The 24,480-nt window shown below is 73.3% G+C and carries 23 protein-coding genes and 1 pseudogene; 6 read left to right on the top strand and 18 right to left on the bottom strand.

Annotated elements, in window-relative coordinates; genetic code table 11:
* The first annotated feature begins 150 nt into the window (after positions 1 to 150).
* The 3 genes from QFZ71_RS18715 to QFZ71_RS18705 all read left to right on the top strand — a co-directional run bounded on the left by QFZ71_RS18715 (position 151) and on the right by QFZ71_RS18705 (position 4,187).
* Entirely contained in the window at positions 151 to 1,767 is a 1,617-nt protein-coding gene (locus QFZ71_RS18715) for a PQQ-binding-like beta-propeller repeat protein (RefSeq protein WP_307669325.1), read from the top strand.
* 106 nt (positions 1,768 to 1,873) lie between these two features.
* Entirely contained in the window at positions 1,874 to 3,403 is a 1,530-nt protein-coding gene (locus QFZ71_RS18710; RefSeq protein ID WP_307669324.1) for a multicopper oxidase family protein, read from the top strand.
* 10 nt (positions 3,404 to 3,413) lie between these two features.
* A complete protein-coding gene (locus QFZ71_RS18705; protein ID WP_307669323.1) occupies positions 3,414 to 4,187 on the top strand; it encodes an SDR family oxidoreductase in 774 nt (257 codons plus the stop codon).
* A gap of 116 nt (positions 4,188 to 4,303) precedes the next feature.
* On the opposite strand, the gene groL is transcribed toward QFZ71_RS18705, so the two are convergent.
* Positions 4,304 to 5,929 (bottom strand): chaperonin GroEL, encoded by a 1,626-nt coding sequence (gene groL / locus QFZ71_RS18700; protein ID WP_307669322.1) that lies wholly within the window; start codon positions 5,927 to 5,929, stop codon positions 4,304 to 4,306.
* 97 nt (positions 5,930 to 6,026) lie between these two features.
* Positions 6,027 to 6,335: a co-chaperone GroES gene (groES, locus tag QFZ71_RS18695; RefSeq protein WP_028439209.1), complete on the bottom strand. Its 309-nt coding sequence runs from the start codon at positions 6,333 to 6,335 to the stop codon at positions 6,027 to 6,029.
* 343 nt (positions 6,336 to 6,678) lie between these two features.
* On the opposite strand from groES, the gene QFZ71_RS18690 reads away from it, so the two are divergent.
* Complete coding sequence (locus QFZ71_RS18690) at positions 6,679 to 7,134, top strand: DUF6234 family protein (protein WP_307669321.1); 456 nt, start codon at positions 6,679 to 6,681, stop codon at positions 7,132 to 7,134.
* A gap of 45 nt (positions 7,135 to 7,179) precedes the next feature.
* On the opposite strand, the gene QFZ71_RS18685 is transcribed toward QFZ71_RS18690, so the two are convergent.
* Positions 7,180 to 8,115, bottom strand: a complete 936-nt coding sequence (locus QFZ71_RS18685; protein ID WP_307669320.1) for a polysaccharide deacetylase family protein — start codon at positions 8,113 to 8,115, stop codon at positions 7,180 to 7,182.
* A 156-nt stretch (positions 8,116 to 8,271) separates the two neighbouring features.
* Between QFZ71_RS18685 and QFZ71_RS18680 the strand changes: the two genes are divergently transcribed.
* Positions 8,272 to 9,495: a class I SAM-dependent methyltransferase gene (locus QFZ71_RS18680; protein WP_307669319.1), complete on the top strand. Its 1,224-nt coding sequence runs from the start codon at positions 8,272 to 8,274 to the stop codon at positions 9,493 to 9,495.
* Between the two features lie 38 nt (positions 9,496 to 9,533).
* Here QFZ71_RS18680 and QFZ71_RS18675 read toward each other — a convergent pair whose 3' ends face one another.
* The 6 genes from QFZ71_RS18675 to tsaB form a co-directional block, all read right to left on the bottom strand.
* Positions 9,534 to 10,352 carry a hypothetical protein gene (locus QFZ71_RS18675; RefSeq protein ID WP_307669318.1) on the bottom strand — a complete coding sequence of 273 codons (819 nt, stop codon included), beginning with the start codon at positions 10,350 to 10,352 and terminating at the stop codon, positions 9,534 to 9,536.
* 45 nt (positions 10,353 to 10,397) lie between these two features.
* On the bottom strand, positions 10,398 to 10,862 hold the full coding sequence (locus QFZ71_RS18670) for a VOC family protein (protein ID WP_307669317.1): 465 nt from the start codon (positions 10,860 to 10,862) through the stop codon (positions 10,398 to 10,400).
* A 194-nt stretch (positions 10,863 to 11,056) separates the two neighbouring features.
* A complete protein-coding gene (locus tag QFZ71_RS18665; RefSeq protein ID WP_307669316.1) occupies positions 11,057 to 11,326 on the bottom strand; it encodes a hypothetical protein in 270 nt (89 codons plus the stop codon).
* Positions 11,323 to 12,441 carry a tRNA (adenosine(37)-N6)-threonylcarbamoyltransferase complex transferase subunit TsaD gene (tsaD, locus tag QFZ71_RS18660; protein WP_307671509.1) on the bottom strand — a complete coding sequence of 373 codons (1,119 nt, stop codon included), beginning with the start codon at positions 12,439 to 12,441 and terminating at the stop codon, positions 11,323 to 11,325. The genes QFZ71_RS18665 and tsaD overlap by 4 nt, the downstream gene beginning before the upstream one ends.
* Positions 12,441 to 12,959, bottom strand: a complete 519-nt coding sequence (rimI, locus tag QFZ71_RS18655; RefSeq protein WP_307669315.1) for a ribosomal protein S18-alanine N-acetyltransferase — start codon at positions 12,957 to 12,959, stop codon at positions 12,441 to 12,443. Before rimI ends, tsaD begins: the two co-directional genes overlap by 1 nt.
* Positions 12,956 to 13,603 (bottom strand): tRNA (adenosine(37)-N6)-threonylcarbamoyltransferase complex dimerization subunit type 1 TsaB, encoded by a 648-nt coding sequence (tsaB, locus tag QFZ71_RS18650; RefSeq protein WP_307671508.1) that lies wholly within the window; start codon positions 13,601 to 13,603, stop codon positions 12,956 to 12,958. Before tsaB ends, rimI begins: the two co-directional genes overlap by 4 nt.
* 135 nt (positions 13,604 to 13,738) lie before the next feature.
* Here tsaB and QFZ71_RS18645 point away from each other — a divergent pair, with 135 nt between their 5' ends.
* On the top strand, positions 13,739 to 14,335 hold the full coding sequence (locus tag QFZ71_RS18645) for a hypothetical protein (protein WP_307669314.1): 597 nt from the start codon (positions 13,739 to 13,741) through the stop codon (positions 14,333 to 14,335).
* A gap of 97 nt (positions 14,336 to 14,432) precedes the next feature.
* Here QFZ71_RS18645 and QFZ71_RS18640 read toward each other — a convergent pair whose 3' ends face one another.
* The 9 genes and pseudogenes from QFZ71_RS18640 to QFZ71_RS18600 form a co-directional block, all read right to left on the bottom strand.
* The gene (locus tag QFZ71_RS18640; protein WP_307669313.1) at positions 14,433 to 14,621 is read right to left on the bottom strand and encodes a hypothetical protein; all 189 of its coding nucleotides are present in this window, start codon (positions 14,619 to 14,621) and stop codon (positions 14,433 to 14,435) included.
* Between the two features lie 136 nt (positions 14,622 to 14,757).
* The gene (gene tsaE, locus QFZ71_RS18635; RefSeq protein WP_307669312.1) at positions 14,758 to 15,429 is read right to left on the bottom strand and encodes a tRNA (adenosine(37)-N6)-threonylcarbamoyltransferase complex ATPase subunit type 1 TsaE; all 672 of its coding nucleotides are present in this window, start codon (positions 15,427 to 15,429) and stop codon (positions 14,758 to 14,760) included.
* Complete coding sequence (locus tag QFZ71_RS18630) at positions 15,398 to 16,654, bottom strand: alpha/beta fold hydrolase (protein WP_307669311.1); 1,257 nt, start codon at positions 16,652 to 16,654, stop codon at positions 15,398 to 15,400. Before QFZ71_RS18630 ends, tsaE begins: the two co-directional genes overlap by 32 nt.
* Positions 16,651 to 17,865, bottom strand: a complete 1,215-nt coding sequence (alr, locus tag QFZ71_RS18625; RefSeq protein WP_307669310.1) for an alanine racemase — start codon at positions 17,863 to 17,865, stop codon at positions 16,651 to 16,653. The genes QFZ71_RS18630 and alr overlap by 4 nt, the downstream gene beginning before the upstream one ends.
* 60 nt (positions 17,866 to 17,925) lie before the next feature.
* Positions 17,926 to 18,312 (bottom strand): DUF488 domain-containing protein, encoded by a 387-nt coding sequence (locus QFZ71_RS18620; protein ID WP_307671507.1) that lies wholly within the window; start codon positions 18,310 to 18,312, stop codon positions 17,926 to 17,928.
* Positions 18,313 to 18,405: 93 nt separating this feature from the next.
* A pseudogene (locus QFZ71_RS18615) lies at positions 18,406 to 19,855 on the bottom strand (NAD(P)H-hydrate dehydratase).
* Positions 19,856 to 20,105: 250 nt separating this feature from the next.
* The gene (locus QFZ71_RS18610) at positions 20,106 to 20,474 is read right to left on the bottom strand and encodes a holo-ACP synthase (RefSeq protein WP_307669309.1); all 369 of its coding nucleotides are present in this window, start codon (positions 20,472 to 20,474) and stop codon (positions 20,106 to 20,108) included.
* A 45-nt stretch (positions 20,475 to 20,519) separates the two neighbouring features.
* Positions 20,520 to 22,367: a glutamine--fructose-6-phosphate transaminase (isomerizing) gene (glmS, locus tag QFZ71_RS18605; protein ID WP_307669308.1), complete on the bottom strand. Its 1,848-nt coding sequence runs from the start codon at positions 22,365 to 22,367 to the stop codon at positions 20,520 to 20,522.
* 468 nt (positions 22,368 to 22,835) lie between these two features.
* On the bottom strand, positions 22,836 to 24,203 hold the full coding sequence (locus tag QFZ71_RS18600) for a M14 family metallopeptidase (RefSeq protein ID WP_307669307.1): 1,368 nt from the start codon (positions 24,201 to 24,203) through the stop codon (positions 22,836 to 22,838).
* Positions 24,204 to 24,480 lie beyond the last annotated feature (277 nt).

The raw sequence follows: 24,480 nt of genomic DNA, 5'->3' as shown, positions 1-24,480 counted from the left end.
CGGCACCGTCGGCCGGTGACGCGAGGTCACCCCCGCTGGAGGCCCGGCGTGTTGGCCGGGAACTGGATCGGCGCACGGCGCGTCCCCCACCAGTGACCCGCGCCCGATCATCAGATGTCGAGCCGAGTGGCACGTCTCAGGGAGAAGACCATGCCCGACGCGCAGCAGCCCTGGTACGAACCAGGCGCGCCGCAGCAGCCCGTTCCCGGTAATCCGTACGTCTCGGGGCCCGGTGCGCCGCAGGCGTACGACCCGCCGCCTCCGGGCGGTGCGGGCTACGGGCCACCGACGCCTCCCCCGCCCCCGCCGCCGGGCCGCCGGTTCGGCCGGGGCCCGGTCGTCGCCGCGGTCGTCGCGCTGGTGCTCGTGGTCGTGGCGGGCGGGGTGTACGCCGCCACCGACTGGGGACGGAGCGAGCCCGCGAAGCCCGTGGCGAAGAAGTCGCCCGGCCCCACCGCCTCGGCGTCGCCGTCCTCCGCTCCCCCGGCCGGCGGCCCGGAGCTGAGCCACATCCCGACGACGAAGGAGGTCGCCGCCGCGCGGAAGCCGGGCGAGGCGGCGGCGTGGATCGCCGACGACAGGACCGACATTCCCAAGCAGATCAACAAGGTCCACGACCTGTGGATCGTCGGCGACACCGCCGTCCAGGCCCTGTACCGGAAGGTCACGGCCTACCGGCTCTCGGACGGCGCCGAGGTCTGGAGCCTGACCCTGCCCTCCGCCGTCTGCGAGACACCGGCCAACCCGACGCCCGACGGCAAGGTCGTGGTCTTCCGTCACGAGCGGCCGGACAACGAGCGCGGCAACCGGTGCAATCAGATGCAGATGATCGATCTGAAGACCGGGAAGCAGGGGTGGCAGAAGAAACTCGACGAGCCCGGTGACGAGGACAGTACGTTCATCGTCTACAGCGCCATCAGCGGCGACGTGCTCTCCGTCGCCCAGGGCATGGTGGCCACCACCTACCGGATGAGCGACGGGGGCAAGCTCTACGAGATTCCCCGCGAGAACAAGGGGAAGTGCGTCCCTGATGACGTGGCGGGCGGCGCCTCCCGGCTCCTGGTGAGCTCCGAGTGCATGGTCGCCGTCGAGCGGGGCACGAACTACGGCCAGGTGCGCGAGCTCGACCCCCGTACCGGCAAGGTTCTGTGGCGCTACCGGACCGAGGCCGGCTGGAGGTTCGGCAGTCTGATCTCCATGGACCCGGTCGTCTTCACCGTCTTCAACGACAAGAACACCGCGTCCGACTGGCGGATCACGGTCCTGGATCCCGGAGGCAAGCACCGCGTCACCTTCGACGCCCGCGGCAAGGGCTTCGAGGAGTGCGCCGGCACCGGGTCCGGCGGGGACATCCAGCCCTGCCGGGGCGCGTCGGTCGGCAAGGGCCTCATCATGTTGGGCGGTCAGGACCAGGCCGGGGCGTACGACGTCAAGACCGGGAAGTTCCTGTGGGGGATCAAGGACAACCGGATGCGGAGGCTCTATCCCCTGCGCGCGGAGGCCGGCAACGCGATGCTCATCTATGAGGCGGCCGGACCGAGCACTCCCGGCCGGACCTTCCTGATGGGTCCGCGCGGCGCCGGTACGGAGACGAACATCGTGAAGCATCCGGCGGCGACCGCCCGGTGGGAGTACGAGATGTCCATGGGCCACACCGCCTACGTCGACGGCCGGCTCGTGCTGACGCCGACGCACGTCAGCGGCGACGAGAACCGGAAACCGGTCCGCGAGGCCCGCATGCTGTCCTTCGCCGCCGGGACACCCTGACCCGTACTGGGGGATCTCCCCCGGCCCGGTCGTAGGGGCCGGGCCGGGGGTGGTTCAGGGCTCTGCCCCATGCCGGTCCCCTCCCCCGCCCGGAATGCTGAGGAGCATGGAGACCAACGGGGGAAGACGGCGGCTGAAACGCGTACTCATCACGCTGGCGGTGGTGGTGGGCGTGTTCGGGGCGGCGGTGGGCGGCTCGTTCGCCTGGCTGTGGACGAGCGCCGACGTCAGCACGGTGGGCACGGTCCGGTTCGGCACCGAGCTGGCGGTGCCGCCGCTCGCGCGCTCGACGGTGGACGAGGACGGCACGCGCGTCTTCGATCTGCGGATGCGGGCCGGGAGCACGGAGTTCCGGAAGGGGGTGGCGACCCCGACGTGGGGGTTCGACGGCGACCATCTGGGCCCCACGCTGCGGGCGAAGCGCGGTGAGCGGGTGAAGGTCCGGGTGCGCAACACGCTCGACGAGGCGTCCAGCGTGCACTGGCACGGGATGCACCTGCCCGCCGCCATGGACGGCGGACCGCACCAGACGGTGGCGGCGGGCTCCACGTGGACCCCGCACTGGAAGGTCGACCAGCCGGCCGCGACGCTCTGGTACCACCCGCACCCGCACGGGGCGACGGAGCGTCATGTGCAGCGGGGCCTGGCCGGGATGTTCCTGCTCGACGACGAGAACACCGACCGGCTGAAGCTGCCGAAGACGTACGGGGTGGACGACCTGCCGGTGATGGTGCAGGACGTCACCTTCGACGGGGCGAGGTTCGACCACGGGCACCGGTTCCTGGCCAACACCGGCTTCCTGGGCGAGCGGACGATGGTGAACGGCACGCTCGACCCGTACGCGGAGGTCCGCGACGAGCGCGTACGGCTGCGCCTGCTGAACGCCTCGACCGCCCGGATCTACACCTTCGGGTTCTCCGACAGCCGCGCGTTCGCCCTGGTGGGGACGGACGGCGGACTGGTGCCGGCGCCTGCCTCGATGGACCGGGTGCAGCTCTCGCCGGGGGAGCGGGCGGAGGTCGTCGTGACGATGCGGCCGGGTGAGCGGACGGTGCTGCGCAGCTATCCGTGGCGGCACGGCACCGGCTGGGAGCGCCGGTTCGACGGGGGCGACGACTCCTTCGACGTCCTCCAGCTGCGGGCGGCCGACCGGCTGCGCCCCTCCCCCGCGGTGCCGGCCCGGCTGGCGGCGGACCGGGGGCTGGAACTGCCGGAGGCCGGGGACTCGGTGCGCGGCCGCCACTTCGAACTGCGCCGGTCGGGGATCAACGGGCGGCCGATGGTGATGGACCGGATCGACGAGACGGTCACGCGGGGGACGACGGAGGTGTGGACGCTGCGCAACGGCGGCGACATGACCCACAACTTCCATGTGCACGATGTGCAGTTCCGGGTGCTGGACGTGGACGGCAAGCGGCCGGAGCCGGCGCTGCGGGGCCGCAAGGACACGGTGGCGGTGCCGATGGGTTCGACGGTGCGGATCGCGCTGCGGTTCGACGGCCCGCCCGATCCGGACATCCCGTACATGTACCACTGCCATCTGCTGTCCCACGAGGACGACGGGATGATGGGCCAGTTCGTGGTGGTGGAGCGGGGGCAGCGGGCGGGTGCGCCGCCCCGGCACGCGGGGCACTAACGTGCCGCGTATGACGACTGCACTGATCACGGGCGCGACGGCGGGCATCGGGGCCGCGTTCGCGCGGCGGCTCGCGGCCCAGGGGCACAACCTGGTGCTGGTGGCGCGCGACACCGAGCGGCTGCGCGACCAGGCCACCGAACTGCACGACCGGCACGGCATCGAGGCCGAGGTGCTGAGCGCCGACCTGTCCACGGACGGCGGTATCGAGGCGGTCGAGAAGCGGCTCGCGGAACGCAGACACCCGGTCGATCTGCTGGTCAACAACGCGGGCTTCGGCAACAAGGGGCGCTTCCTGGAGGTGTCCATGGCCGATGAGCTGACGATGCTGAAGGTGCACTGCGAGGCGGTGCTGCGGCTGACCTCGGCGGCGGTCGCCGGGATGAGGGAGCGGGGCCGGGGCGGGGTCGTCAACGTGGCGTCCGTCGCGGCGTTCGTGCCGCGCGGTACGTACGGGGCGTCCAAGTCCTGGGTGGTGCAGTTCACCCAGGGCGCGGCGCGGGACCTGGCCGGTTCCGGGGTGCGGCTGATGGCCCTGTGCCCCGGATTCGTCCGTACGGAGTTCCACGAGCGGGCCGGGATGGGCACGGACAACATCCCGAGCTGGATGTGGCTCGACGCGGACAAGCTGGTGGCCTCGGCGCTGGAGGACCTGACGCGGGGGAAGACCGTGTCGATCCCGGACCCTCGCTACAAGGCGCTGATGGGGCTGGTGAAGGTCGCGCCCCGCGGTCTGCTCGGCGGGGTCACCTCACGGACGGGTCGCACGTACGGCCCCCAGTAGCCGCCGTACCCGCCGGCACCGGCCCGGCGCCTTGACGCACCGAGGCCCGGTGCCCCCGCGACGGGGGCACCGGGCCTCGGATGTACCGGACGGCCTGCCGAACGGTACGGGCCGTACTAGTGGGAGTGGCCGTGGCCGCCGTGACCGGCGTCGCCCTCTTCCTCGGCCGGCTTCTCGACGACCAGGGTCTCGGTCGTGAGCAGCAGCGACGCGATGGACGCGGCGTTCTCCAGGGCGGAGCGGGTGACCTTGACCGGGTCGATGACGCCGGCCTTGACCAGGTCGCCGTACTCGCCGGTGGCGGCGTTGAAGCCCTGGCCCTTGTCGAGTTCGGCGACCTTGGAGGTGATGACGTAACCCTCCAGGCCGGCGTTCTCGGCGATCCAGCGCAGCGGCTCGACGGCGGCGCGGCGGACGACCGCGACACCGGTGGCCTCGTCGCCGGTCTTGCCGAGGTTGCCCTCCAGGACCTTCACGGCGTGGACGAGGGAGGAGCCACCGCCGGAGACGATGCCCTCCTCGACCGCGGCGCGGGTGGCGGAGATGGCGTCCTCGAGGCGGTGCTTCTTCTCCTTGAGCTCCACCTCGGTGGCGGCGCCGACGCGGATGACGCACACGCCGCCGGCCAGCTTCGCAAGGCGCTCCTGGAGCTTCTCGCGGTCCCAGTCGGAGTCCGTGGACTCGATCTCGGCCTTGATCTGGTTGACGCGGCCCTTGACGTCCTCGGCGTTGCCGCCGCCGTCGACGATGGTCGTGTCGTCCTTGGAGACGGTGACGCGGCGGGCGGTGCCGAGCACGTCCAGACCGGCCTGGTCGAGCTTGAGACCGACCTCTTCGGCGATGACGGTCGCACCCGTGAGGGTGGCGATGTCGCCGAGCATGGCCTTGCGGCGGTCACCGAAGCCCGGCGCCTTCACCGCGACGGCGTTGAACGTGCCGCGGATCTTGTTGACGACGAGGGTGGAGAGCGCCTCGCCCTCGACGTCCTCGGCGATGATCAGGAGCGGCTTGGAGGCACCGGCCTGGATGACCTTCTCCAGGAGCGGGAGCAGCTCCTGGATGGAGCCGATCTTGCCCTGGTGGATCAGGATGTACGGGTCGTCGAGGACGGCCTCCATACGCTCCTGGTCGGTCACCATGTACGGGGACAGGTAGCCCTTGTCGAAGGCCATGCCCTCGGTGAACTCCAGGTCCAGACCGAAGGTGTTGGACTCCTCGACGGTGATGACACCGTCCTTGCCGACCTTGTCCATCGCGTCCGCGATGAGCTCGCCGACCTGCGGATCCTGCGCGGAGAGCGCGGCCACGGCGGCGATGTCGGCCTTGTCGTCGATCGGACGGGCGGTCGCGAGGAGCTCCTCGGACACGGCCTTGACGGCGGCGTCGATGCCCTTCTTCAGGGCGGCCGGGGAGGCGCCGGCGGCGACGTTGCGCAGGCCCTCGCGGACGAGCGCCTGGGCCAGGACGGTCGCGGTGGTGGTGCCGTCACCCGCTACGTCGTTGGTCTTGGTCGCCACCTCCTTGACGAGCTGGGCGCCCAGGTTCTCGTACGGGTCGTCGAGCTCGACCTCGCGCGCGATGGTGACACCGTCGTTGGTGATGGTGGGGGCACCGAACTTCTTGTCGATGACGACGTTGCGGCCCTTGGGGCCGATCGTCACCTTGACCGTGTCGGCAAGCTTGTTGACGCCGCGCTCAAGGGCGCGACGGGCGTCCTCGTCGAACTTCAGAATCTTCGCCATGGGCTGTACTTCCCTCTCGAACGAACTGCGCCCCTCGCCACCCGGCTAGTCAGTCGCTGGGGGCCAGGGGCGCAGAACACAAGCAAACGTGGGTGAATTACTTCTCGATGATCGCGAGGACGTCGCGGGCCGAGAGGACGAGGTACTCCTCGCCGTTGTACTTCACCTCGGTGCCGCCGTACTTGCTGTACAGGACGACGTCGCCGGTCTTGACGTCGAGCGGAAGCCGCTCGCCGTTCTCGAAGCGGCCCGGGCCCACGGCGAGGACGACGCCCTCCTGGGGCTTCTCCTTCGCGGTGTCCGGAATGACCAGGCCGGAAGCCGTGGTCTGCTCGGCGTCGAGCGGCTGGACCACAATGCGGTCCTCGAGCGGCTTGATCGCAACCTTGGAGCTGGTGGTCGACACGATCCGGTCTCCCCCTTCGGAGATCTCACGGGGTTTAACAGTCAGTGGGAGGCGATCGGACCGATCCGTCGTCGCGGGTGCCGGACCTGCCCTGTCGCACAAGGTGGTGCTGGCACTCTCCAGGGGGGAGTGCCAGACCCGAGACTATGACCGCGATTAGCACTCGGTCAAGCGGAGTGCCAATTCACCACCCGCGCGCCGCCCCGATGGGGTCGATCGGATCGGGGCCGCCGGGTCGGCCGGGTCCCGTCGGATCTCCCCCGCCGTCTCGATCGGGGCTCCATCGGGTCACCGTCCGGACAACGCGGGGATGGAGCGCCGGGTTCCGTACGACGGTGCCGGGATGACGCATCACGAGAGCCGCCTGCCCGGAAGGCCGGACGCGAGAGCCGCGTCGCGGTCGTCGCCGTCCTCGGGCTGCGCGGACCCGCTGGCGGGGTTGCTGATGGTGGTCGCGGAGGTGGCGCTCGCCGCCCTCCTGGCGATCTGGTTCGGCCTGCGGCACTGGGCAGGGGCGGCCGGACCCCCCGCCACCGCGCCGGCCACGGACGGGACCCCCACCGTGGTGGTGTCCGTCTTCGCGGCAGCGGCCGCCCTCGCCGCCGTGGCCCTGCTGCGCGCCCGGTGGCACTGGGCCGGCGGGATGCAGGTGGTGGTCGCCCTGGCGCTGGGGGCGGCGGCACTCGCCTCCCTGGTCGAGGGATCCGGCCAGGAGCCTCCCGCCCCCGCCCCCTCCTACCGCTCACCGCCCTGTCTCAGCGGGGGCGACAGCGACGAATGCGCGCGCAGCGGGGGCTGAGCGCGCATTCGGGGCCGAAGGCGGGGCCGGTCGGGGACCGGCGGGTCAGACGTAGTCCTCCAGCTTCGCCACCGCGTACCCCTTGTCCGTGACGGTCTTCATGACCTGGCGGATCATGTCGGGCATCGAGCCCTTCCAGTCCTCCTCGCCCCGGAAGTGGGTGAGGATGATGTCGCCGGGGTGCAGGTCCCGGTCCCACTCGCGCCACTCCATGCGGTCCGGGAACGCCTCGGAGGCCCACAGGGGTACGGCGGTGATCCCGCAGGACTTGGCGGCGACGAGGGTGTCGCGGTTGTAGTTGCCGTACGGCGGGCGGAAGAGGGTGGGCCGCTTCCCGTAGTGCTTGAGGATCTTCTCCTGCTGGCCGCAGATCTCCCGCTTCTGCTCGGCGGCGGAGAGGCCGGGCAGATAGCGGTGGTTGAGGGTGTGGTTGCTGAGGGTCACCCCGCGCCGCTGCATCTTCTCGAAGTAGCCGTAGTCGTCGTTGGTGACGTAGTCGCTGAGGAACGCGCTGTACGGAATGTCCAGTTCGGTCATCATCCGCAGCAGCTCGGGGTCCTTCTCGGCACCGTCGTCCATCGTCAGGAAGACGATCTTCTCCTTGGTCGGGACGGTGGTGAAGACGGGCGGCAGCCCCGCGTCGTCCCGGACCTCGAACCCCTGGCGGGTGGTGATGCGCGGCTTCACCGCCGGCGGCTCGGGGGCCGCGAGCGGGGTCCTGGCGAGCCCCCATCTCTTCGCGGCGAGGGCCCGTGCGGCCTGCTTCTTCGCGGTCTTCTCCGCGTACGTCTCCGGGGCGCGGGCGGGGCCGGCCTGCGGGGCGGCCTCGCCCTGCTGACCGGTGGCGGACTTCACGGGCCCGCCGCCGGCCGCGCTCCCACCCCCGCCTCCGCCCTTCTCCGGTGCCGCCGCACATCCGGAGGCGACGGCGGCGGCCAGCAGGGCCGCCAGCACGACGACGCCCTTTCTGTGCCACTTCATGGCTGATTTTTCGTTTTGTCGTACTAGCTGCATGGCGCCGCATCCTGCCAGCCGTCGGCGTGCGGGCCCTCCCGACACCGCGAGCACCCCTGCCCGGTCCCCCGGCCGGCCCACACCGGCGTACCGGCGCACCGGCATACCGGCGCACCGCCCACAATGGGCCGGGTGAACGCTTCGACCTCCTCCGCCTCGGCCGACGACCCCGCCCGCGCCGCCTTCGCCGCGCTGCGCACCCCCGAGGGCGAGCAGCTGCTGGCCGGGCTGCGCGACCACGACCCCGCCGACGAACTGGCCACCGCGACCCGGCTGCGCCGCACGTACCCGGCGGAGCTGGTGTCGGCGGCGCTGGGCCAGGCGCGGCTGCGGCAGCGGGCGGCGGCGAAGTTCGGGGCCGAGGACGCGTACCGGATGTTCTTCACGCCCAACGGGGTCGAGCAGGCCACCCGCACCTCGGTCGCCGCCCACCGCGCGGCCCGGTTCGCCGGGCTCGGCGTGCGGAGCGTGGCGGATCTGTGCTGCGGCATCGGCGGGGACGCGATCGAGCTGGCCCGCGCAGGGATCTCCGTGCTCGCCGTGGACCGCGATCCGCTGACCGCCGAGGTGGCCCGCGCCAACGCGGCGGCGCTGGGCCTGGACGGGCTGATCGAGGTGCGGTGCGCCGATGTCACGGAGATCGACACCTCCCCGTACGACGCGGTCTTCGTGGACCCGGCCCGGCGCGGGGGCCGGGGCAGGATCTTCGACCCGGAGGCGTACTCGCCGCCGCTGTCCTGGGCGACTGCCGCCGCGCTGCGGGCCCCGAGGGCGGCCCTGAAGATCGCTCCGGGCGTCCCGCACGAGGCGATCGGCCCGGAGGCGGAGGCGGAGTGGATCTCGGTCGGCGGGGACGTCAAGGAGGCGGTGCTCTGGTACGGGGAGGGCTTCGCGCCCGGCACGTTCCGGGCCACCCTGCTGCCGTCCGGCGCGACCCTGTCCGCCCCGGCCCCGCTGCCGGCCCCGCCGGTGGGCCCGGTCGGGCGCTACCTGTACGAGCCGGACGGCGCGGTGATCCGGGCGCACCTGGTCGCCGACATCGTGGAGCGGTGCGGCGGGCGGCTGGTGGACGAGACGATCGCGTACGTCACGAGCGACGAGCCGTACTCCTCCCCGTACGTGTCCGGGTACGAGATCACCGATCAACTGCCCTTCAACATGAAGAAGTTGAAGGCGCTGCTACGGGAGCGGGAGGTCGGCGTGCTGACCGTCAAGAAGCGCGGCTCGGCGGTCGAGCCGGAGGAGCTGCGCCGCCGGATGAAGCTCGCGGGCCCGAACGCGGCGACGGTCTTCCTGACCCGCGTGGCGGGCGCGCCGACGATGCTGGTCGGCCACCCGCTGAACTGAGCCGCACGGCGGGCGAGGGTGGGTCGCCCGCCGACGGCTCAGCGGCGGCCGGTGCCGCCGCGCTCCGGATCGGGCGCGCCCACGGACCCACCGGCCCGAGCCGGGTCGGGTGGGCGTACGGACCCACCGGCCCGAGCCGCCGGAAGCCGCCCGGCCCCACTGCCGGTGCCGGTGCCGGTCCCTGCACCGGCTTCCGGCCCGGAGGCGGCCCCCGCGCCCGTTCCCGTACCGCTCCCCCGCAGGGCGCCCAGCACCCAGCGGCGGTGCGCCAGGGCGGTCACCGCGCCCGTCAGCGCGGTCAGCCAGGCGATCATGCCGACGCCCATGACCAGGACGACCAGCCCGTACGTGTCCCGGCCCGGCCTGGCGCTCGCCGGGCCGATGACGCAGAGGGCGAGCCCCGCCGCTCCGAGGGCGAACGACAGCAGCAGCCAGGTGAGGCTCATGCCGGGCATCCGCAGCCGCCGGTCGCGCTCCGGATCGCGGTCCAGCGCGCCCCAGGAGGCCAGCAGCACACGGACCTTCCGGTCCCGGAGGGCGCCGACCCAGAAGAAGACGGCGGCCGGGACGAAGACGGCGGCGCCGAGGACCAGACTGACGCTTCCGCCGACGACACTGGTGAAGTCGACCAGGTCGAGGGCCTGTTCGAACATGATGATCCCGGAGCCCACCAGGCTCCAGCCGATCGCGGCGAGCGCCGCCCACATCCCCAGCAGCCCGAGCCGCCCCGGCCCCACGTGCAGCCTCACCAACTCGCCCAGGATCACGGCCCGGTCGGCGAGCATCGCCTCGCGGTCGGGCCAGGACCGGATCTCGACGGGCGGCGGAGGCGGCGGGAGCGGGGCGCGGCGTGACATGCGCGGAACATTACCGAGCCGGGCCGGTCCACCGCCGAGGACGGCTCAGGCGTCGCGCAGGGCCTGGATGTCCAGCTTGGTCATGGCGAGCATCGCCTTCATGGTCCGGTCGGCCTTCGCCGGGTCCGGGTCGGCCAGCAGGCGCGGCAGTTCGTTCGGCACGATCTGCCAGGACACCCCGTAGCGGTCCTTGAGCCAGCCGCACTGCCCCGTCTCGCCGCCCTCGGAGAGCGCGTCCCAGAACCGGTCCACCTCGGCCTGGTCGGCGCAGTCCACGGAGAGCGAGATGGCCTCGGTGAACGGGAACTGGGGACCGCCGTTGAGCCCCATGTAGTCCTGGCCCGCGAGCCGGAAGTCGACGGTGAGCACGGAGCCCGTCTCGCCGGGGCCGGACTCCCCGTAGGAGGTGGTGCCCAGGATCCGGGAGTCACCGCCGAAGATCGTGACGTAGTGCTCGGCGGCCTCCAGGGCCTGGCCGTCGTACCAGAGACAGGGGGTGATCTTCTGCATGGTCTTCTCCTCGTCGAGCGGCCCGCTCGGGCAGCCTGTACGTCCGGGCCGGGCGGCCGGGACGTCCGGAAGGTAGACCGGACCGGCCGCCCGAACTCATCGGACCCGCCCCGGCCCGCGCGTCCACACCCGTACGGCCCCGGAGGGAGCCGGTACCGGCGGGCAGCGGTCCGGACGACGACGGAGCGTCCCCCTCAGTCCACCGCCTCGAAGCGCCAGCGGTGCACCGGGCGGGTGATCAGGGCGGCGTCGGGCTCGGGGAGTTCGGGCAGGTCGTCGCCGTACGCGGCATCCCGCCACCACGTCATCACCAGCACGCGGTCCCGGGGGGCGCGCAGCAGCTCGCTGCGGTACGGCGTGCGGGCCAGGCCGGCGGAGCGGGCCCGCACCCACTCCAGGAGTTCGCCGCCACGGCCCTCGGCGGCGCGGGCCTCCCACATGAGGACGATGGTCGCGGCGCTCATGAGTACAGGTTGTCCTTGCTGATCTCGTGCACGTGATCGTGGTCGTGGGAGTGTCCGTGGCCGTGCGTGGTCCCCGGCACGTGCGGCTCCGTGACCGGAAGCGAGGAGTCGGCGGACAGCTCCAGGTCGGAGGGGAGCCGGTTGCGGGCGACCATCTCCGCGCCGAGCGCCGCGACCATCGCGCCGTTGTCGGTGCAGAGCTTGGGGCGCGGCACCCGCAGCCGGATGCCGGCGCGTTCGCAGCGCTCCTCGGCCAGGGCGCGCAGCCGGGAGTTGGCCGCGACGCCGCCGCCGATCATCAGGTGGTCGACGCCCTCGTCCTTGCAGGCCCGGACCGCCTTGCGGGTCAGCACGTCCACCACGGCCTCCTGGAAGGACGCCGCCACATCCCGTACGGGCACCTCCTCGCCCGCCGCGCGCTTCGCCTCGATCCAGCGGGCGACGGAGGTCTTGAGCCCGGAGAAGGAGAAGTCGTACGGGGCGTCGCGCGGGCCGGTCAGACCACGCGGGAACGCGATCGCCGCCGGGTCGCCCTCCTTGGCGAGCCGGTCGATGACCGGGCCGCCGGGGAAGCCGAGGTTCAGCACACGGGCGATCTTGTCGAACGCCTCGCCCGCCGCGTCGTCGATGGTCGCGCCGAGCGGGCGGACGTCGCTGGTGATGTCGGGGGCCAGCAGGAGCGAGGAGTGGCCGCCGCTGACCAGCAGCGCCATCGTCGGCTCGGGCAGCGGCCCGTGCTCCAGCTGGTCGACGCAGATGTGCGAGGCGAGGTGGTTGACCCCGTAGAGCGGCTTGCCGAGCGCGTACGCGTACGCCTTCGCGGCCGAGACGCCGACGAGCAGCGCGCCGGCGAGGCCGGGGCCGGAGGTGACGGCGATCCCGTCGAGGTCGCGGGCGCTGACGCCCGCCTCCTTCAGGGCCCGCTCGATGGTGGGGACCATCGCCTCCAGATGGGCCCGCGAGGCGATCTCCGGGACGACGCCGCCGAAGCGGGCGTGGGCGTCGACGCTGGAGGCGACGGCGTCCGCGAGCAGGGTCGTGCCGCGCACGATGCCCACACCGGTCTCGTCGCAGGAGGTCTCGATGCCGAGTACGAGGGGTTCGTCGGCAGCCATCATTCAGTCCCGGTCCCTGGTGCGTTGTCCGTCGCGTGTTCGTGCATGGTGAGGCGCATGACCAGGGCGTCGATGTTCCCCGGCTGGTAGTAGCCGCGCCGGAAGCCGATCGGTTCGAAGCCGAAGCGCTCGTACAACTTCTGCGCGCGGGCGTTGTCGACCCGGACCTCCAGGAGGACGGTGGCGCACTCGAAGTCGGTGGCGGCCTTCAGCAGGTCGGTGAGGAGTTCGGAGCCGAGGCCGGTGCCCCAGGCGTCCCGGCTGACCGCGATCGTCTGGACGTCGGCCAGGTCACCGAGGGCGGCGAGCCCGGCGTATCCGACGATCCGGCCGGTGACGGGGTCCTCGGCGACGACGTAGTGGCGGGTGGCGCCGGGGCCCCGCGCGTGGGCCAGCTCGGACCAGAACATGCCGGGCGACCAGGCGTCGTCCGGGAACAGCGCGTGTTCGAGGTCGAGCACCGGTGCGATGTCCCACCAGCGCATCTCGCGCAGTACGGCGGCGGTGGCGGCGCTCACGTGGGGGTGACCACCTTGTAGTTCTTCGGGACCTGGGCGTCGGGCCTGCGCAGGTAGAGCGGGCGGGGCTCCAGCAGCTCCTGCCCGGCGGCGAGCCGTTCGGCGGCGAGCGCGGCGAGCGCCCCGGCGGCCACGTGCTCGGGGCCGCGCGCGTCCGGGAAGGCGTCCGGGTAGAGCGCCGCGCCCGCGCCGACCACCGGGAGCCCGGCGAGCGCGTCGGCGATGTCGGCGGGACGGTCCACGGCGGGCTCGCCCACGCGGGTGCGGCCGTCCTCGTACCGCGCCCAGTAGACCTCCTTGCGGCGGGCGTCCGTCGCCACGGCGAAGGGCCCCTCCAGGCCCTCCTGTCCGGCGGCGTACGCGAGGCCGTCCAGGGTGCACAGCCCGTGGACCGGGACGGAGAGGGCGGAGCCGAAGGTGGCGGCGGTGACCAGGCCGACCCGCAGCCCGGTGTACGGGCCGGGGCCGACGCCCACGACCACGTCCGTCACGGCGTCGAGCTTCGTCCCGGCCTCCGCGAGGACCCGGTCGACGGCGGGCAGCAGCAGCTCCCCGTGCCTGCGGGCGTCGACCTGCCCCGAGGAGGCGATGACGGACGTGCCGTCGTGGAGGGCGACGGTGACGGCGGGCGTGGCGGTATCCATGGCGAGCAAGAGCACGCAAACAGCCTACGGCTCCGCCGACGGCGTTACGGCGTCCGTACGGCGTCCCGGCCCCCATCCGTGCTGCTGCTACCGTCACCGGGTATCCGACGGGTACGACGTAAACGCTTGTACGACATGCGGCAGAGGGCCGTCGAAAGGGGATGCACGGTGGCAAGGAGCAGCTCGGGAATCGTGGCCGGGCTCACCGCGGCGGCGGTCGCCGCGGTCGCCTTCCTCGCCTACCAGGCCGCGGCGAACGCCCCCGCCTCGGTGGCCTCCACGGCCGGCCCGAAGGCGTCCGTCTCGGCCTCGGCCGAGCCCACCGCGAAGCCGAAGCCCCCGGCCGACCCGCTGGCGGTCCCGGCGGCGTCCGGGACGGGCGAGCGGGTCGTGTACGCGCTGAAGGACCGCCGGGTGTGGCTGGTGGACGAGAACGGCAAGGCGCTCCGCACCTTCACCGTGATGCCCAGTCCCGTCGGCCCGCCACCCGGCGTCCACCAGGTCACCTCCCGCTCGGGCACGGTCCGGGGCTCGGACGGCGTCCCGATCGAGCACGTGGTCCGCTTCGCCGACGTGGACGAGGTGGCGATCGGTTTCAGCGCGGCGCAGGACGGTTCGATGGCCAGCCCGGATCCGACGTCGAAGACCGGCGGTGTCCGGATGAAGCGTGAGGACGGCGACGCGATGTGGAGCTTTGCGACGGTCGGCGCGAAGGTCGTCGTCGTCCCGTAGCCGTACCCGTGGTCGCCGCCGCGGCCCGCACGTTCCGTGGGGCTCCCCGGCGCCCGCGCGAAGCCCCCGTGGACCCGGTCCACGGGGGCTTCGCGCGTCACGCGGCCCGCGGCCGGGCGGTCTCCGGGGGGACGCCCGCCCCGTCGCGGGCGGACGCCCGTGCCGTTCCGGTGGGCGGGGTGGAGATGGCGGTGGCCGCCGCGCACGAGGCGAGCAGGTCCTTCATCGACAGGGTGGACGGAGTCGGTCGCGGCTGCGGTCGCGCTGCGCGCTCGGGCGTCGGCATGGATGCCTCCTTGATGCTCCGGTGGAGGGCACGTGGTTAGGTAAGCCTAACCACGCCTCGTACCCATGTGACCACGACCACGGGCCCACGCGCAACAATTTACCGACGCCCTGTCGGGAAGGCTACTCCCGGGACCTCACGCCAGCTCCGCCCGCAGCCCCGCCCACCGCGCCCCGATGCCGACCAGGGTGACGTCGCGCCGCTCGTCGTCGGTGTCGCCGGTGGCGCGGTCGATGAGGACCCGCAGCCGGTCGTCGGACAGCTCCTCGACCTTGCCGTCGCCCCATTCCACGACCACCACCGACTCCGGCAGCGACACGTCGAGGTCCAGGTCCTCCATCTCGTCGAGCCCGCCGCCGAGGCGGTACGCGTCGACGTGGACGAGGGCGGGGCCCCCGGACAGGGAGGGGTGGACGCGGGCGATGACGAACGTCGGCGAGGTGACCGCGCCGCGCACGCCCAGGCCCTCGCCGAGGCCCCGTGTCAGCGTCGTCTTCCCCGCGCCCAGCTCGCCCGTGAGCATCACCAGGTCGCCGGGTCCGAGCAGGCGGGCGAGGCGGCGGCCCAGCTCCTGCATCTGTTCGGGGGACGTGACGGTGAGCGTCACGCTGACGGCTTCCGGTACGGCCCCGGCGGGCGCGGCGGCATCGCCGGAAGCGGCCGTCGCGTTCGGCTCGGGAGCGGTCGTCGCGGCGGACTCGGCAGCCGCCGTCGCGTTCGGCTCGGGAGCGGTTGTGGGTTCGGGAGCGGTGGTCCCGGCGGGGTCCGGAGCGGTCTCAGCGGCCGGGCTGGTGTGCGGTGCTTCCATGTCCGCCAACGTTAGCGGCCGGCACCGTGCCGCTGCGGACGAGCAGGTCGGCCAGCCGGTCGGTGACGGTCTCCGGGTGCTCCAGCATCACCAGGTGACCGGCGTCCGGCACGATCACCAGCTCGGCGTCGGGCAGGACGTCCGCGATGGCCTCGCTGTGCGAGCTGGGCGTGACGAGGTCCTTGTCCCCGGCCAGGATCAGCACGGGCACGTCCCGGAACACGGGCAGCGCCCCGCTCTTGTCGTGCTCGGTGAAGGCCGGGTAGAACTCGGCGACCACGTCGATCGGGGTGGACTCGATCAGCCGCTCCGCGAACCGGGCGACCGCCGGGTCCACGTCCCGCGAGCTGAACGAGTACCGCTTGATCAGCCCGGCGAAGAGGTCCGCGGTGGCCCGCCGCCCCTTCTCCACCAGTTCCGCCTGCGAACCGAGCGCTTTCAGCACTCCGGGCAGCACCCGGCGCACGGCGTTGACGCCCGCCACCGGCAGCCCGAAGCTCACCTCGGCGAGCCTGCCGCTGGAGGTGCCGACCAGGGCGACGGCGGCGACCCGGTCGCGGATCAGCTCCGGATATCGGTCGGCCAGCGCCATCATCGTCATGCCGCCCATGGAGTGGCCGACCAGCACCAGCGGGCCCTCGGGGGCCGCCGCGTCGATGACCGCCTTCAGATCGCGGCCGAGCTGGTCGATGCCGACCGGCACCCCGTCCGCCTGGGACCGGCCCCGCCCGGAGCGGCCGTGGCTGCGCTGGTCCCAGTAGACGGCGCGGACGAGGCCCCGCAGGGCGGCGCGCTGGAAGTGCCAGGAGTCCTGGCCGAGGCAGTAGCCGTGGCTGAAGACGACGGTGACCGGGGCGGGGGTCCGGCGCCCGAAGAGCCTGCGGCGACGGTTTCCGGAGGCTCCGGCCCCCTCCCGGGCGGCGGGCGCGTCGGCCTCCACCTCGTCGATCTCGTAGTACAGCTCGGTGCCGTCGTCGGCGACGGCCCGGCCGGGGGTGCCGCGCAGCGAGCCGTACGGCCCGGTGGCGTCCAGCGCGAGGCGGGCCTTCTTCCGCATGCCGCGCCCGACGGTCAGCCGCTCGACGGCGACCCCGGCGGCGGCGCCCGCGGCCAGCACTCCTATCGCTGCCCCGGCGATCCCGGCCCGCCGCCAGCCGCCCGGACCCGCCGCGTTCGCGGCCTGCGCGGTCGCGGCCACCACGGCTTCCGCCCTGCTCTCGCTCACCGCGCCACGCCCTCGGTCGCCCCGGTCGCCCGGAACGGGGCGACCGTTCGGGGCGGAACGCCCGGCCCGGCCGCCTCGTGCACGTACACCCTCGGCACGCGGGCCCCGATGCGGGTGACGATCTCGTACGCGATGGTGTCGGCGGCCTCCGCCCAGTCCTGTGCGGTCGGCTCCCCCCGGTCGCCCGGTCCGAACAGCACCGCTTCCGCGCCCGCCTCGGGCCGGTCGCCGTCGAGGTCGACGACGAACTGGTCCATGGCGACGCGGCCCGCGACCGTGCGCACCTTCCCGCCGATCAGGACGGGGCCCCGGCCCGACGCGTGGCGCGGGACGCCGTCCGCGTAGCCGACCGGGACCAGGCCGAGGGTCGTCCCGGCGGGCGTCGTGTAGTGGTGGCCGTAGCTGACGCCGTGGCCGGCGGGGGCGTCCTTGACCAGGGCGACGGAGGCGGCGAGCGTCATCACCGGGCGCAGCCCGAAGTCGGCGGGGACGCCCAGCTCGGGGGCGGGCGAGATGCCGTACATGGCGATGCCGGTCCGGACGAGGTCGAAGTGGGCCTCGGGGACCGTGAGCGTGGCCGGGGAGTTGGCGATGTGCCGCACCTCGGGCTCCACGCCCTCCTTCTCCGCGTACGCCACCATCGCGCGGAAGACGTCGAGCTGGGCGGCGATCGAGGGGTGGCCGGGCTCGTCGGCGCAGGCGAAGTGGGACCAGAGTCCGGTGATCCGGACGTGTCCGGCCCGCTCGGCGGCCAGCGCCTCGGTGACCAGCTCCGGCCAGTCGGCGGGCTGGCAGCCGTTCCGGCCGAGCCCGGTGTCGGCCTTGAGCTGGACACGGGCCGCGCGGCCCGCCGCTCCGGCTGCCGCGACGGCCTCGCGCAGCGCCCACATACCGCTGACCGACACGTCGATGTCGGCGTCGATCGCCTCGCGCCAGGGCCCGCCCGGCGTCCACAGCCAGCACATGATCCGGCCGTCGAGCCCGGCCGCGCGCAGGGCGAACGCCTCCTGCGGGGTGGCGGTGCCGAGCCAGGCCGCCCCGGCCTCCCGCGCGGCCCTGGCACAGGGCACCGCCCCGTGCCCGTATCCGTCGGACTTCACCACGGCCATGAGCTGCGCCCCGGCCGCCCGCTCGCGCAGGACACGCACGTTGGCGCGCAGCGCGGCGAGGTCGATCTCGGCACGGGCTCTCAGGGACGCTGTCTCGTTCATCGCGCCCAGTCTCTCAGAGGCGTCGGCGGCCTCTCGGGCAGCGCACGCCGATATCCGGGCCTATGTACGTTTCATCACATGCTTCAGGTGGTCGAGCAGGACCGGGACATGGCTGTCGGGGACGTCCTTGGCCGCGGTGACGAGCGTGACCGGGCCGCCCTTGCGCACCAGGTCCACGAGCCGGCCGACCGCCTCCGCGTGCGTCGCGTCGTCCAGTTCGGCGCGGTAGCGCTCGACGAACGCGTCGTGCCGGTCCTCACGGTCGTGGTGGTACCAGGAGCGCAGCTCGTCCGAGGGCGTGACGTCCTTCAGCCACAGGTCGATGTCGGCCCGCTCCTTGGAGACGCCGCGGGGCCAGAGCCGGTCCACCAGCACCCGCGTGCCGTCGTCGTCCTCGACGGGGTCGTACGCCCTGCGCACGCGTACGGGGTCGCTGCCACGCGCCATGTCGCGTACGGGGTCGCTGCCACGCGCCATGTCCGGCCGCCCTTCCTCGCCCGCCCCGCCGCGTCCCTGCGGGCCTTCCACTCTCCCTCCGGTTCAGCCCGCCCGCACGTCGCGCCAGGCGGCCGGGATGCCGGCCGCGACGTCCTGCGCGGAGACCGGGGCCCCGTCCGAGCCGTGCCGGGCGGCGAGCCCGTGCAGGTACGCGCCCACGGACGCGGCGTCGCGCGGGGCGAGGCCGGCCGCGAGCAGGGACCCCGTCAGCCCGGAGAGCACATCGCCGCTGCCCGCCGTGGCCAGCCAGGAGGTACCGGTCGGGTTGACCCGTACGGGGGTGTCGCGGGCCTCCGCGATCAGGGTCGTGGAGCCCTTGAGCAGCACGGTGGCGCGGTAGCGGGCGGCCAGTTCGCGGACGGCGGCGAGCCGCCCGCTCTCGACCTCGTCGCGGGCCGCGCCGAGGAGGGCGGCGGCCTCGCCCGCGTGCGGGGTGAGGACGGTGGGGGCGGTCCGGGTCCGCACGGTCTCCGTGTCCAGCAGGTGCAGCCCGTCCGCGTCGACCAGGACGGGGACGTCGGCGGCCAGCACGTCGGCGACGGCCGCCGCCGCGTCCCTGCCGTCACCGAGGCCGGGCCCGACCACCCACGCCTGTACGCGCCCCGCCTGCGAGGGCGGTCCGGCGTGCACCAGCGTCTCGGGGAACCGGGCGATCACCGCGTCCGCGCCCGGTCCGACGTACCGCACCGCGCCGGCGCCTCCGTGCAGCGCGCCCGCGACCGCGAGGACGGCCGCGCCCGGATAGCGCTCGGACCCGGCGACGACGCCGACGACCCCGCGCCGGTACTTGTCGCTCTCCGCGCCGGGCACCGGCAGGAGCGCCGCCACGTCCGCGTACTGGAGCGCCTCCAGGTCCGGCGGCTCGGGCAGCTCCGGGCCGATCCCGATGTCCACCAGCCGCAGGGCCCCGGCGTGTTCGGCGGCCGGATCGATGAGGAGGCCGGGCTTGTAGGTGCCGAAGGTGACGGTCGCGTCGGCGCGGACCGCGTCGCCGTGCACCTCCCCGGTGTCGGCCTCCACCCCGCTCGGCAGGTCCACGGAGAGCACCGGGGTGCGGTCGCGGGTCACGGTGTGCAGCAGTTCGGCGGCGTCCGGCCGCAGCCCCCCGCGCCCGCCGATCCCGGTGATGCCGTCCACGACGAGGTCGAGCACCCCGAGCCCGTCCGGCCCGTCCACGACCTGTCCCCCTGCCGCCAGCAGCGCGGGCGAGGCCGCCGGGGTGGGCCCGGTCGGGGGCGAGCAGCAGGGCCCGGACGCCCGCGCCCCGGCGGGCGAGGCGGGCGCCCGCGTGAAGCGCGTCGCCGCCGTTGTCGCCGCTGCCGACGAGGAGCAGGACCCGTGCCCCGTACACCCGGCCGTTGCGCCGCAGCAGATCGCCGCAGGCCACGGCGAGCCCGGCGGCGGCGCGCTGCATCAGCGCGCCCTCCGGCAGACGCTGCATGAGGGCGGCCTCGGCGGCCCGTACGGTCTCCACGCTGTAGGCACGTCGCATGGGTCCCACCCTCCGCGATCACGCGGGCGGACGCCAGCCTCACGGCGCGTGGCGGCCGGGTCGGTCACCCCGCCGCGCCCCCGGCGGGCCTTCCCGGACGCACCGCGCCACCACCACGAGAGCCCGCCCGGACTCACCCCGCACCGCACGACGGGACCCGCCCCGGACTCACCCCACACCCCACACGACGGGACCCGCCGGGAACGCACCGCACCGCGCCGCGCACACCCCGGAGGGCCCGCCCCGGCGCTCACCCCTCCGCGATGACCACCGCCGACGCCACCCCCGCGTCATGGCTGAGCGAGACGTGCCAGCCGCGTACGCCCAGTTCGGCGGCGCGGGCGGCGACCGTGCCGGTCACCCGCAGCCGGGGCCGCCCGCTCTCCTCGACCCAGACCTCGGCGTCGCTCCACAGCAGTCCGCCCGGCGCGCCGAGCGCCTTGGCCAGCGCCTCCTTCGCCGCGAACCGGGCGGCGAGCGAGGCGACCCCGCGCCGCTCGCCGCTCGGCAGCGTCAGTTCACCGGCGACGAAGAGCCGGTCGGCCAACTGGGGCGTACGCTCCAGCGCCGCCCCGAACCGCTCGATCTCGGCCACGTCGATTCCGACTCCGATGATCACGAACCCACCCTCGCCATCCCCATCACGCGGGGCACGCGCCCCGGCTCACTCCACGGTCACGGACTTCGCCAGATTGCGCGGCTGGTCCACCTCGTTGCCACGGGCCGTCGCGAGCTCGCAGGCGAAGACCTGGAGCGGCACGGTGGCGACCAGCGGCTGGAGCAGCGTAGGCGTTGCGGGGACGGTGATGAGGTGGTCGGCGTAGGGGACGACGGCCTCGTCGCCCTCCTCGGCGACGACGATGGTGCGCGCGCCCCGCGCCCGGATCTCCTGGATGTTGGAGACGATCTTGTCGTGGAGGACCGAACGCCCGCGCGGTGAGGGGACGATGACGACGACGGGCAGCCCTTCCTCGATGAGCGCGATCGGCCCGTGCTTCAGCTCGCCGGCCGCGAAGCCCTCGGCGTGCATGTAGGCGAGTTCCTTGAGCTTGAGCGCGCCTTCGAGGGCGACCGGATAGCCGACGTGCCGCCCGACGAACAGGACGGTGTCGTGGTGGGCGAGGGACCGGGCCAGCTCCCGTACGGGCTCCATCGTCTCCAGGACGCGGTCCACCTCGCGGGGCACGTCCGCGAGCTGGCGCACCACCGTGCGGATCTCGTCGCCCCACTTGGTGCCGCGCACCTGGCCGAGGTAGAGCGCGACGAGGTAGCAGGCGACGAGCTGGGTGAGGAACGCCTTGGTGGAGGCGACGGCGACCTCGGGCCCGGCGTGGGTGTAGAGGACGGCGTCGGATTCGCGGGGGATGGTCGAACCGTTGGTGTTGCAGATGGCGAGGACCTTCGCGCCCTGTTCGCGGGCGTGCCGCACGGCCATCAGGGTGTCCATGGTCTCGCCGGACTGGGAGATGGCGACGACCAGGGTGCGCTGGTCGAGGATCGGGTCGCGGTAGCGGAACTCGCTGGCCAGCTCGGTCTCGCAGGGCAGCCGGGTCCAGTGCTCGATGGCGTACTTGGCGATCATCCCGGCGTGGAACGCGGTGCCGCAGGCGACGATGACGACCTTGTCGACCTCCCGCAGCTCGGTGGCCGGGATGCGCACCTCGTCGAGGTGGAGCAGCCCCTCGCCGTCGACCCGGCCGAGGAGGGTGTCGGCGACGGCTCGGGGCTGGTCGGCGATCTCCTTGAGCATGAAGGAGCCGTAGCCGCCCTTCTCGGCGGCGGAGGCGTCCCAGTCCACGTGGTACGCGCGGACCTCCGCGAGCTGTCCGTCGAACCCGGTGACGACGACACCCTCGCGGCTCAGCTCGACGACCTGGTCCTGGCCCAGCTCGATCGCGTCGCGGGTGTGCGCGATGAAGGCGGCGACGTCGGAGGCGAGGAACCACTCGTCCTGTCCGACGCCCACGACGAGCGGGGAGTTGCGCCGGGCGCCGACCACCACGTCCGGCTGGTCCGCGTGCACGGCGACGAGGGTGAAGGCCCCCTCCAGCCGGCGGCACACCTGCCGCATCGCGTCCGCCAGGTCCCCGCCCGCCGAGAACGCCTCGGCCAGGAGGTGGGCGACGACCTCGGTGTCCGTCTCGGACTCCAGGGCGTGGCCGCGCCCGGTCAGCTCGCGGCGCAGGGCCGCGAAGTTCTCGATGATCCCGTTGTGCACGACGGCGACCCGGCCCGCGTTGTCCAGATGCGGGTGGGCGTTGACGTCGGTGGGCGCGCCGTGCGTGGCCCACCGGGTGTGCCCGATGCCGGTACGCCCGGCCGGCAGCGGCCGGTCACCCAGCTCCTTCTCCAGATTGACGAGCTTGCCCGCCTTCTTCGCGGCGGCGAGCCCACCGTCCGCGAGCACGGCGACGCCCGCCGAGTCGTAGCCCCGGTATTCGAGGCGCTTGAGTCCCGCGACGACGACGTCCTGCGCCGACTGTCCACCGACATAACCCACGATTCCGCACATATCGTCACCCTAAGGCCGGAAGTGACTCGCGGGAGGAATGCGGGAGAATGTCGGTGCCTGCGGTGCTTCGCAGGTGTTTCAGCGGACGCGTCGCGCAGGGCAGGGAGGCCGAGCCCGTCGGTCAGGCCCATCGGTACGGACGACGAGGCCCCGGATCGGGCGGCACTCCTCGGCCGCCACCTCGATCGTGCGCGCACCCGGGGTGCGGTCGAGGACGCCGAGCGGCGGCACCGGGCGGAGAAGGACGCGGCAGCCGGCGAGCACGGCATCCACGACGTGACCTGAGCCCGGTACGGGTACGGCCTCCGGCAGGCGCACGGCCCGGCTCCGGTGCGGGCCCGTTCGGGTCCCGCACCGGAGCGGCGTCGGGCTCGCCCGGTCAGAAACAGTGGATCGGCCGGCCAGGAGCAGCGGCTCACACCGTCACGAGCAGTGGCTCACCCGGTCGGGGGCAGCGGGCTCGCCCCGTCAGGAGCAGTACTGCGCCTCCTTGCCGATGGACCGGTACATGCAGTCCGCGTTCTCGATCAGTTGCAGCACCGCGTCCCGGTTGCGGGAGGTCTCGCGCTCGATGACCTCGTCGGGCGGGTAGAAGCCGCCGCCGGTGGACGAGCGCGGGTACATCTCGAAGGTGTAGCCGAAGATCTTCTGCGATCCCCACAGCCAGTCGTCGATCGATCCGTCGGTGATGTACAGGTCGCTGGACTGTTCGGCGGTGTACCCGTTGCTCGCCGCCATCTTCTTGCCGACCGCCGCGAAGGCGTTGCGGTCGTCGGCGGTCATGCCGGGGGCGGTGTCGTTGTACGTGTAGCCGAAGGGCCACAGCACCAGTTCGCTGTACGTGTGGAAGTCGATGGCCGCCGTGATCTGCTGCTTCCCGCCGATGACCCGGCTGCGCACGAAGTCGGCCACGATCCTCGTCTCGGGCGCGGACTCGGCGGCCGTGCCCCGGTACGTCTCCGAGGAGGGGCTGGAGGAGGAGCCGCCGCAGCAGCCCCACTTGTAGGCCCAGTTGCGGTTGAGGTCGGTGCCGACCGCGGTGGAGCCGGAGTTGGGCTGCCGGTTCTTGCGCCAGCTGCGGTACGAGCCCGAGGCGATGTCGTACTCGCCGCCGTCCGGGTTCATGTCCGGCACGATCCACAGCTCGCGGCCGTCGACCGCCTGCTTGATCCGGGAGTCGGAGCCGTAGCCCTGGCCCAGCTCGCGCAGCAGGTAGAGCGCCATCTCGACCGTCAGGTGCTCACGGGCGTGCTGGTGGGCGGTGAACAGGACCTCGGGCTCGGCCTCGTCGGTGGCGACGTTGTCGCTGACCTTGACCGCGATGACGTCCCGGCCCTGGTACGTCTTGCCGATGACGCGCTTGCTCATGATCGAGGGGTTCGCCGCGATGCGGGCGTCGATCGCCGCGTTCATCTCGGCGTAGTTGTGGTAGCGGGAGTCGGCGGGCGGGAAGTCGAGCACGCCCACGCCGTCCGCCGCGTGCGGCTCGGCGACGGGCGCGGGCAGGGCCTCCAGGGTGTGGCCGCGCGCCCGGAGCTTGCGGGCCTGGGCCGCGTCCGCGGTGATCACGACGCCGTGGTCGTGGACCTCGTCGATCGAGACACCCGCGCGGGCGATGTCGGTGCGGGCGGCGGGGGTGGTGCGTCCGGGTATCTCGTACTGGAGTGTCCGTTCGTCCGCCGCGACGGCCGCGTCGGGGGCCGAGGGCCCGGCGGTCGCCACGGTGGTGGCGGGAGCGGCGAGGCCGAGGGCGAGCAGGACGGCGAGGGCGGCGGTGCGGCGGGACTTCGCCGGCCGGGTTCTCGGCCGGATCGTCCGTGGAGTGACGAGTCGCATGCTGGCATCTCCTGGGTCCGTCGGGGTGGGGGGTGGAGCTGTGCGACGGACCCAGAGTCCTGCGATGTCATGGTCAGGTCAAGGCAACCATTCCGGCCACGGCCCCTCCCGCGCACCGCCGTCGCCGTTCGGCGCTGCGCACGCGTCGGCCGGAGCTGTACGAGAACGGTGGCGGCCGTACGGGAGCGGGTGGCGGCCGTACGAGAACAGGTGACGGCCGTACGAGAACAGGGGGCAGCCGTACGGAAGCGGGCGGCGGCCGTACGAGAACAGGTGA

The organism is Streptomyces sp. V2I9 (assembly GCF_030817475.1).
GTDB lineage: Bacteria > Actinomycetota > Actinomycetes > Streptomycetales > Streptomycetaceae > Streptomyces.
Note: the sequence above shows the minus strand (reverse complement) of the source record. Positions and strands in the feature narration are given on the sequence as shown.